The organism is Marinirhabdus gelatinilytica, from assembly GCF_003353425.1.
In the GTDB taxonomy this organism is placed as follows: Bacteria; Bacteroidota; Bacteroidia; order Flavobacteriales; family Flavobacteriaceae; genus Marinirhabdus; species Marinirhabdus gelatinilytica.
On record NZ_QRAO01000011.1, the window covers coordinates 1 to 10,745 of the forward strand.

The 10,745-nt window shown below is 43.6% G+C and carries 4 protein-coding genes and 2 tRNA genes; 1 reads left to right on the forward strand and 5 read right to left on the reverse strand.

The features are described 5' to 3' along the window. On the reverse strand, positions 1–4,648 hold a 4,648-nt coding region (locus tag C8D94_RS14940), incomplete at its 3' end, for a beta strand repeat-containing protein (RefSeq protein ID WP_211308927.1). 930 nt (positions 4,649–5,578) lie between these two features. On the opposite strand from C8D94_RS14940, the gene C8D94_RS14945 reads away from it, so the two are divergent. Then, positions 5,579–6,100, forward strand: coding sequence for a hypothetical protein (locus C8D94_RS14945; RefSeq protein WP_115124780.1), 522 nt, complete (start codon positions 5,579–5,581; stop codon positions 6,098–6,100). A gap of 83 nt (positions 6,101–6,183) precedes the next feature. Here C8D94_RS14945 and C8D94_RS14950 read toward each other — a convergent pair. From C8D94_RS14950 to C8D94_RS14965, 4 genes are all read right to left on the reverse strand, one after another. After that, positions 6,184–6,269 (reverse strand) — tRNA-Leu (locus C8D94_RS14950). A gap of 81 nt (positions 6,270–6,350) precedes the next feature. Beyond that, positions 6,351–6,423 (reverse strand) — tRNA-Gly (locus tag C8D94_RS14955). A gap of 83 nt (positions 6,424–6,506) precedes the next feature. Beyond that, positions 6,507–9,098 carry a DNA mismatch repair protein MutS gene (mutS, locus tag C8D94_RS14960; protein ID WP_245946355.1) on the reverse strand — a complete coding sequence of 864 codons (2,592 nt, stop codon included), beginning with the start codon at positions 9,096–9,098 and terminating at the stop codon, positions 6,507–6,509. Positions 9,099–9,381: 283 nt separating this feature from the next. Continuing rightward, entirely contained in the window at positions 9,382–10,404 is a 1,023-nt protein-coding gene (locus tag C8D94_RS14965) for an amidohydrolase family protein (RefSeq protein WP_115124782.1), read from the reverse strand. Between the last annotated feature and the right edge of the window lie 341 nt (positions 10,405–10,745).

Here is a 10,745-nt window from a genome sequence, read left to right on the forward strand (position 1 = left end):
GGGCAGTGGTCACGGCTCCGTTGGCATCTACACCACCACCTGCTAGGGTAAGTGGGTCGCCAACTCCATACTGGCCACCGTCGCCACCGTCCGCATTGGCACCATTGAAATATTCATTGGCGTCGCTACATCCGTCCTCATCACTGTCAAGGTCCAAGAAGTCTAGTGTTGCCGGATCGGTTCCGCTGTTTATTGGCGTGTTGCCCGTTCCAGCCGTGTTTGGAATTCCGTTATTGTTTGTTGGGTCTCCATCGGTATCATCTGCAAGTCCGTCGTTGTTATCGTCGGTTCCTCCAGTTTCAGTTACGTCGTAGATACCGTCATTGTCTGCATCGAGGTCCAAACTATTTGGCACTCCATCACCATCAAAGTCGTAGGCATCGTTAACTCCATCTCCGTTTGCATCGGTAAATCCTTCAACAAGGTCTGGGTCTAGATAGTTTGGCACACCATCATTATCCTGGTCTCCACTTGGGTCTGGGAAGCCAGCTGGGGTTTCATCACTATCTAATATACCATCATTATCATCGTCCAGGTCTACAAAATCGTTTACGCCATCACCGTCTGAATCAGGAATATCTGCAACCATGATCGTTACTGTTGCTACATCACAAATATCATCAGCTTGTCCACCTGTTGGGTTTCCGTTGGCATCGAACGTAGTGTCACCATTCACATCGTTACACACTGTATAATCTACCGTTACAGTAGTTCCCAATTCGGTCTGGGAGGCTGTATAGGTTAATTCACCAGTAGCAGGATCGAAACTGATCACACCTTGCGCAGTACCTGTACCGGCATTGTATATTATCGTATTTCCTACATTGTTAGGGTCGTTGTTGTTTAAGAAGTCATCGTTATCGAGAATTTGGATTACTTCAGGAACTCCGGCTATTACCACACCGCCATTATCATCTACGGCCACTGGCGTTAATGGATCGTTACCGTTGGCAATCTCGTTGTCGTCTGGATTACCGTCACCATCATCATCTTCATCACAAGCATTTGCTATAGTATCATTATCAGGGTCTGGACCATCTTCTAGGTGGTCTGGTGTTCCATTACCATCGGTATCGTTAGGGAAGCTTGGGTCTGTTGTGCCTGCTGGGTAGCTTGCAGCTATTACTGTACCATCTGGATTTACTGGTGCAGGATCTGTACCATATTGGCCACCGTCGCCACCGTCTGCGGTGTCATCGTTATAAGCTTCATTGGCATCACTACAACTGTCTTCGTCACTGTCGAAATCTAGGTAATCTGGTGTTCCAGGGGTTGGACCACTATCAGTTGGAGTTAATCCTGTTCCGGCAGAATCGGGAATACCGTTGCCGTCACTGTCAATACCGTCTGCAATACCATCATTATCTGCATCGGTTCCGCCAGCTTCTGCTACATCGTAGATACCGTCGTTGTCTGCATCTACATCAAGATGATTGGCGACACTATCACCATCAAAATCATATACATCGGGGATTCCATTACCATCGGCATCTGTATAATCTGTAGTGCTTCCATCACCTACTGTGTTTCCGGGATCATCATCTGTAGTATCCAAGTAGTTCAATATACCGTCTCCATCTTCGTCTCCTTCGGCAAAATTTCCATTATTTTCTGTCAGGTCTGCAATACCATCATTGTCGTCATCCTCATCACAGCCGTCTGCAACACCATCGCCATCATTATCAGCATTGTCGTCAAAACCAGGACATTGGTCTAGGTTGTCCGGTACGCCGTCGCCATCGGAATCACCAAAGGCTACATCTATGGTTACAATCGCTGTGTCACACACGTCGTCTGTTGTGGTTCCTGGGCTGTCGCCGTTTACATCGTTACATACTTGGTACTCTATAGTAACCGTTGTTCCACCTTCAGCAAATGTTGGTGTATAGGTTAATTCACCTGTTGCCGGGTCGTAAGCAATAGTACCCGTAGCTGTTGTGTTTGCACCTATAACTGTTTCAATAGTAGTTACACTTATAGGGTCGTTATTATCAGGATCGGCATTGCCGTCTGTATTGTCTGTAAAGTCGTCGTTACCTAAAATCTGGATCACTTCGGCCGCACCACCTGTTGCTGTGTTGCCCGGGTCGTCTGTTGCTGTTGGGACTTGGGTATTAGGATCTGTTGCATCTGGGTTACCATCGTTGTCATCGTCCGTGTCACAGGCATTGGCATCGGTATCGCCATCTGGGTTTGGAAATGGCGTACCAGAAGAACCTTCAACATAATCAGAGGTGCCATTCGTGTCGGAATCTTCTCCACCACTATTGTTATATGGAGCTGTGGTTACCAATCCATTCATATCAACAGCTAACTGGGGTTCCCCAGTACCGTAACTACCGCCATCGCCTCCGTCTGCATTATTGTCATTAAAGTATTCGTTGGCATCAGAACAGCTATCGTTGTCACTATCCTGGTCTATAAAATTATATTGATTTCCTCCTCCTGGTGTTAGATCACCATCGGTATTTGTAACGGTATAGTCTATCTCGCCATCAGTATTTGGGTTTGTTTCAACTTGATCTGGCAATCCATTTGCGCCAACCGGTCCATCTACAACCCCATCATTGTCCCCATCAGAGGCACCACTACCACTTTCAACCAAATCGTAAATACCATCATTATCACTATCTAAGTCTAGATGATTGTCTACACCATCGCCATCTGTATCTACGCCATTGATAATCGTCAACAACGGATTTTGAAATTCGACAGCGGTACATTTGTCTATACCAAAAGAGAATTGGCGGATTCTATTGGAGAAGTTGCCATCTTCTTTATATTGTAAACGCACCACAAAGCTATCGGTACCATTATAATTAAAATATCCGCGCAGTCTGGGGTCTGTATCGATAGCTGCTCCTTGGAGTGCTCCAGCTGTAAACTCTACCCCAGGGTTGGGCGCTCCAAGTTGTACTGCAGAAATATTGGGTGTTGTAGCTGGTGCTATAGGCCCTTCAATTACATAGGCATCGACGCCAAAAAACAGCTGGGACTCACCTGTACCATTTGTTCCATCCACTTGACCGTCCATATCGTAAGAGCTTCCGCCGAACTCAATACTCACAGGATTGTTAGTAGTGGTATCAAAGAATTCAACTAAAAATTCGAAGTAGCCGGTTGTAATTGTTCCTCCCCCATTAAAGGTATAGCTAACCCTTGGGTTAAAGGAAGCGGGGAAACCACTGGTGTCATCGTCAAACTCTACCAAGGTAGTTCCTGCCGTGGCATCGGTTGCGGTAAAAACCACATATACATTTGGCAGCACACCATCATATCTCCAAGTATCAGAAACACTAAAATCTCCAGAGAAATCTGCATCTGTGTAGGTGACTTCGGTATTGCCATTATTTTCAAAATCCAATGCCGGGGCTGTACAATCTGCACTTGTAGAACCTGATACAGTGGTAAAACCAAGGTATTCAACATCATCTGGGACACCATCATTGTCATCGTCCGAATCACATCCATCCGGTACTCCATCCATATCGGCATCGAGTGTATCGTCACTACCTGGGCAAATATCCGAGGCATCTGGCACACCGTCGCCGTCCTGATCGTTTGAGGAAACAGTTATAAGTGCTGGCGAACTGGTAGCAGGGGCTGGGGTTCCATCCAAAGAGTTATTATCCTCTACCGTATAATTTAAGGTTGCCGTACCATTAAAGCCGGTTGCCGGAGTAAAAGTTACTTCTCCTGAAGAGGTATTATAAACCCAAGTACCCTGTGCATTGGTCACAGTGGTTTGTTGACCAGCTGTTGACGGATCCAAATCTACCGAAGCAGTCACTACCGTGGTATCTTCAGCATCAGAATCATTACCCACAATATCAAAGGTTACGGAACTTCCTGGTATATATCCAGCCATATCATCTACTGCATCTGGTACGGTATTTATAGCGTTGAGCGTAACGGAAACCTGCACTGTTTCTATGTTGATGCGACCATTACCTCCACCAGCCTGGGACCCTGTGTAGGCACTGTTATTACCAGGGTATATAGTTATAATACTAGTTGCAGCTGTTGCTGTAAAACGCAATCTAGAAGTGTTCCAAACATTTTGACCCGTAAAAGGGACCGTAACTATTGTACCACCATCAACATCGAATCTAAATTGATCGTTAAAGGCACCTGCGTAGTAACCATCAATACCAGGGCCATTGCCCGTATCGTCATTTGAAATTTGGGTCAATGCATATACTACGACCTCATATTCGTTACCTGGAGTGAGTCCAGTTATATTGGCACTTACAGTTTCTTCAGTCCCTCCAGCACCTAAATCTCTTAGACTTAACCAATTATCATGGTTGTTAGGAGGATTGGGAATAGTAGTAACCCAAGTAGCGCCTCCACCATTAGGACTTCCAACTGGAGCTGCATCTGAGGAGGATGCTGTAGTGGAATTGGAGATATCCGGTGTACCACCGGCATCGGTCCATCCAGCAGGGGCACAATTCCAGCAATTCCCATTGCCATCGACACCAGTAGGTGCAGCACCGTTGGTTGCGGGGATACTTTGCCCAAAAACAGAAAACGCCACTGAGACCATCAAAAGCGTTGAGAGGAAATACTGCTTATAAACACCTATATACAGTAAGGTATTTTTTAAAACATTTTTCAATACGGAAGGAAGCGTAATTTTTCCCATAGATATAGTAACTAAAGTTATTATTTTATATAGCAACACTCATATAAGTGTTAACAATCAACACATGACACCTGCCCACCTTTTTTAAGGGCAGATAGTACAATGGGGATAGAGCTTGTTTGTTTGTTAGATTGCAATGCTACATCATCTTTAAAACATTGCGTGGGAAGAACACATTAATTGGTTGGTTCTTTACAGGCGTAAATGTATATTAATTTTATTTTTAGTTAAAATGCGAAACGGAAACTGGTGTTTGTTTTCGACAAAATGTAATATTATTTCGGTTAAATGACTTAATACACTTTTTTTTTCGACGAAAGGAACTATTCTTTAACATTTATAACTATTTTAGAGTTTAAATATTTTGATTTTTTCACCAAAAAATCGGCGATTTACGCTTAATGACCGATTAAAAACGCAGATACCTTTAATTAATCGAAGAAAACATACACTTTATAGAGTGTTAAATACAGTTTTCATATATTTTTCTAAAATTCAAGAAATCTATTTTAAGAAGTTTTAAGGGAATTTTTGCTGTTTTGAACCCCAACATCTACCCAATTTCAACAAGGGCTTAAAACGATGTTAAAAAGCCTTGTTTATAATAAGAAATAATTATGATATAAAATTTTCTATAGTTTTACCTAATATTAAATCTTGCTCTCTCCACTACAAAATCTTAAAAAGCGCGCAAACAATTCTTGCTAAAAAATTTTATGAATCGTAAAGTTTTCGACAAAAGACCAAAAAAATAGATAAAATTACGCAAATCTTTCATTTTCAGTACTATTGCGAGAAAAGTCTTTTCCCCATATCATTGTACTAACAATAACAAATAAATTCAAAACCTAATACTTATGAAAAAACTTATGTTTATTTTAGCTGTACTCGCTCTTGCAGCTAGCTGTACCCCAGAAGACCAAGCGACTAATGACCAACAAATCGACAAAGCGAAATACGAAGTTCCACCAAACGGATAGAAAAAAAACCTTTATAGGAGGGGTGTTGCTATCATTAACCCTGATAGCAACACCCTTTTTATTTTATATCTACAAATATGCCCCGTCTGATCCCGGAGCAACTTGGGAAACCATCTTCGGCACCGTTAAAGCTGGTAATTTTGGTAATGTGCAGAGCTTTATGCACGCCCTTTTCACAAAACTAACCTTCGTACTCCTTACCACCATCTGGTTTGTCACCTCAAGAAACTGGTGGAAGTACGCCATATTGGTCCCCCTCACCATGTTCTTGTTCCAGCTGTCTGGCGTGATAAACCACCAGATAAAGTTTATAGATGAATTTGACTTCTTTTATTCCTTGCCCGTAATCATCCCTATTTTATTATTGATCATGTTTATCTCCTATAGAGTGAGCAAGAAAACCGCTGCTGCTGAAAAATTGAACGAAGAAGCCAATGAGGAAGTAAAGAAACTCATGAGCGATGATTTGTAATACCAAACGACCAACAGCTAGAAACTCCTTTGCCTTAAGCCGCATCACAAAAAAAGCCGAATCGGATGATTCGGCTTTTTTTGTACTGAAGACGGGACTTGAACCCGTACGGACATTACTGCCCACTGGATTTTAAGTCCAGCGTGTCTACCAATTCCACCACTTCAGCGGTTCGGCTACGCCTTACTGCGCAGCAACTTTGGTATAATTTTCGAAAAAGCCCAGCGTATGCTGAGCGGAGTCGAAGCAGAGCGAAAAACGGGATTCGAACCCGCGACCTCCACCTTGGCAAGGTGGCGCTCTACCAACTGAGCTATTTTCGCGTGTTTAAGCGTATGTACTTTCTGTTTGAAAGCGATTGCAAATTTAAAATATTTCCTATAAAACCAAAGTGTTTTTTACAACTTTATTTCTTCAATTTTACTGCATCGCTTCGCTGCAACATCCGTTTTATCTCGTTCAGCTTCATCAGGGCCTCGACCGGGGTCAAGGTATCAATGTCGGTTTCCAGGATCTCGTCCCTTATCTCCACCAGTAACGGATCGTCCAAGTTAAAAAAACTTAATTGCAGTTCGTCCTTTCCTATATCTTTCATTTTGTCGGAAAGCTCATCACTGGAATGACTCTTTTCCAAACGCTCCAAAATCTTGTTGGCACGTTGCAGCACTATCTTGGGCATCCCTGCCATCTTGGCCACGTGAATCCCAAAACTGTGGTGTGAACCACCAGGTACCAGTTTCCGAAGGAACAACACATTGTCCTTCAGTTCTTTTACCGAAACATTGTAGTTTTTTATCCTACTGAAGGTTTCGGTCATTTCATTCAATTCATGGTAGTGGGTGGCAAAGAGTGTTTTTGCCCTACTGGGATGCTCGTGCAAATATTCACTTATGGCCCACGCTATGGAAATACCATCGTAGGTGCTGGTGCCACGGCCAATTTCATCTAAAAGAATCAAGCTTCGCTCCGAGACATTGTTCAAGATACTCGCCGTTTCGTTCATCTCTACCATAAAGGTACTCTCGCCCATAGAAATATTGTCACTTGCCCCTACCCTCGTGAAAATCTTATCCACGCAACCCATACGCACCGCAGTGGCGGGAACAAAGCTTCCCATCTGCGCAAGTAATACGATCAACGCGGTTTGCCGGAGAATGGCACTTTTACCACTCATGTTGGGTCCCGTGATCATGATGATTTGCTGGTTATCCCTGTCCAAAAACACATCGTTGGCAATAAAGGGATTGTCCGGTGGGAGTTGTTGCTCGATAACGGGGTGGCGCCCTTCCTCAATGTGCAAGTCGAAGGTATCGTCCAAGGTAGGCCGCACATAGTTACATGTCTTTGCGTGGGTAGCGAACGAGGCCAAGCAATCCAGCTCTGCCACCAACGCAGCGGTTTGCTGTACGGGAGCGATAAACTGTAGTAGCCACTGCACCAACTTGGCAAACAGCTCTTGTTCCAGCGCAAGGATTTTCTCCTCGGCGCCCAGGATCTTTGTTTCGTATTCCTTGAGTTCCTCGGTTATGTAACGCTCGGCACTTACTAAGGTTTGTTTGCGGATCCACTCCTCGGGAACCTTGTCTTTATGGGTGTTACGTACTTCAATATAGTACCCAAATACATTGTTGGAAGCTATCTTCAAGGAAGTAATGCCCGTTCGCTCGCTTTCACGTTGCAGCATGTTGTCCAAGTATTCCTTTCCGCCCGTTGCGATGCCACGTAGTTCGTCCAAGGTTTCTGAAACTCCCTGCGCGATCACATTTCCCTTACCAATGGCCACGGGGGCTTCTTCCAAGAGAGTCTCTAAAATTTTATCCCGAAGCAATTGGCAATCGTTCAGCTGTTCGCCTATTATTCTTAAGGACTCATTGGCGGACTGCAACGCCAACTCTTTTAAAGGTACTACCGCCTGCATCGAATTTTTTAACTGTACCACTTCCCGTGGGTTGATCTTTCCCGTTGCGGTCTTGGAAATGAGCCGCTCCAGATCGCTCATTTTCTTGATGTGCTGTTGCACTTGTTCCAACCATTGCGGATGCTCCAGCAAGTAACTTACCACTTCATGACGTCTCGTGATTTTTTCGGGGTTCTTTAAGGGGAGCGCCAACCAGCGTTTTAGCATACGGCCACCCATAGGTGAGATGGTCATGTCTATCACGTCCAGCAAGGTCACGGCATTTTGCTGGGCGCTGTGGTACAACTCCAGATTCCTGATGGTAAAACGGTCCATCCACACATATTCGTCCTCGGCAATGCGGGAGAGCTTGGTAATGTGCTTGAGGTTATTGTGCTGGGTTTCGCCCAGATAGTGTAGGGCCGCGCCACTGGCAATGGTCCCTGCCTCTAGGTGATCTACCCCAAAACCTTTTAGGTTTTTTACATCGAAATGTTTTTGCAACAGTTCTGCCGTATAGTCTTGCTGAAACACCCAATCTTCCAGATAGAAGGTATGGAAGCCATCGCCAAAAGCAGTAGCGAACCGTTTGCGTTGCTGCTTGCTGAAGAGCACCTCACTGGGGTTAAAGTTTTGAAGTAGCTTGTCTATATACTCCTCGGACCCCTCGGCAGTTAAAAACTCGCCCGTGGAAACATCCAGAAAGGAAACACCCACTGTATCTTTTGCAATATGTACGGCTGCCAAGAAATTATTGCTCTTGCTCTGCAGGATATCGTCGTTAAGGGCTACGCCCGGGGTAACCAACTCGGTAACGCCGCGCTTTACTATTTTCTTGGTTTGCTTGGGATCTTCCAACTGGTCGCAAATGGCCACGCGGCAACCTGCCATGACCAGCTTGGGCAAGTAGGTATGCAAGCTATGGTGCGGGAAGCCCGCTAGCTCCGTCTGGTCGCCACCGTTGTTCCTAGCCGTAAGGGTAATGTTTAATATCTTGGCCGCCTTTACCGCATCTTCACCAAAGGTCTCGTAAAAATCGCCCACACGGAACAACAACAGCGCATCAGGGTACTTGGCCTTGATGGTGTTGTACTGTTTCATTAAAGGGGTCACTTTTTTTGCCATGGGATGTATAGAAAGCGGGTAAGGTTACTTTTTATTTTGACCTATAAAAGTACAGAAATCCCTCCCGTTCTCGAAATGTATCGAGAACCAAGTTATTGGGTTTTATTAACAATCCCAAAATTGCATGGAAACGTAGCACTATAAAAACGCAGCAGTATTTTAAAGGATTTGGCATTACTAATTGCCTGCACCGTAGTCTCGAAATTTGTAAGAATTATTGTGGGAATTAATTAGTGTTATTCCATGTTGCCCACTGGTTTTATATTCCGTGATGTTTGTCGATTTCTTCTTTACTCAATTTCAAAAATCTTGCAGCGTTGTTATATAGAATATCCCGTTTTTGCTCCTCAGTAAGAAAATCGGCCTTTGTGATACTTTCAATTGAAACTTCAAGAGCCTTTGGCCAAACTATATAATCACTCCCGAACATAACTTGTTTTCCAAAACCGGCTTCGACAATCCTTTTCAAGTAATTATGGAATTCCTTTCTTGTATTTAAATGGCTTATAATGCCTATGTCGACATATACTTGAGGGTGCGTAAATAATACAGCCAACGTGTCATCTATCATTGGCCAGCCAGCGTGCATAATCCAAATTCTTAACTTGGGATGTTTAACCAAAACCTCTTCTAAAGCCAGTGGGCTGTGCAGTCTTGCTCTGTAATTTGGACTGCCAGTTAAATAGGGTGAACCAGGTGGACCTGTACCTATATGAATTCCGACGGGAATGTCATTTTCTTCTGCCCACTCAAAGTAGGGTGCCAGGGAAGGGTCATCTGGTCTCTTTCCGTCATATTGGGTAGCAACCTCTGCAAAGACTTTATATTTTCCTTGCTCGAACCAAACTTTTACACTGTCAATCGGTGGTTCTGAACCCAGATATTTAGCATACCAAAGCGCTGGTGTTATTCGTTCTGGCATATCCTTTTGCCAATCTCTTAAAATCTCCTCATTTCCGTTTGCAATTGCATAGATATTGTACTTTTCAAGTAATTCAAAAGTTTGTTTTTTCAAATCAGCATCGTCCTTAGCACTCCAGCTTAGGTTTTCACGATTAGGATTTCTTAACCACTCCATCCACGTCTGCTCGTAAGGTTTGGAAAAATCGTGTACAGGGTAGTTCGTTTCAATAGGTGTACAGAGTGCAGTTGGTTCATTGCCATATGCATTAGCATATAAGGCGTGGAAATGCATATCAATAATTGGTAATGCTTTTTCTTGTGCAGTTAAATGAATGATTCCGATTAAGAAAAGAAGTAATGTGATTTTATTTTTTTTCATTTTGGTTGTTTTTCAACTTGTGGGCAACGGGTTTGCATATGCCACGGCGACCATTTAGGGCGGCACGCGTTGGCTAGAGTCAATTTGCGGAGCAAATGTGGGAAGCGTAGCGTGCGAATCAGCCGTGAGCTGGAGCCGGCATTACGTTTTTTTCGGTGTTAGTGATTAGTTTGTATAAATGTAAGACTTTTAATTTTAGCTAAAACTGGGCGCTGTGACATATGCTTTGTTGTGTGCAGTTTTATTCAACTATTTTAATTTTGATTTTTAATCATTTCATAATCATTTTTGAACATATTTAGCATTTCTGAAGATGGATTCATTTCTGTTTTTTTGATTCC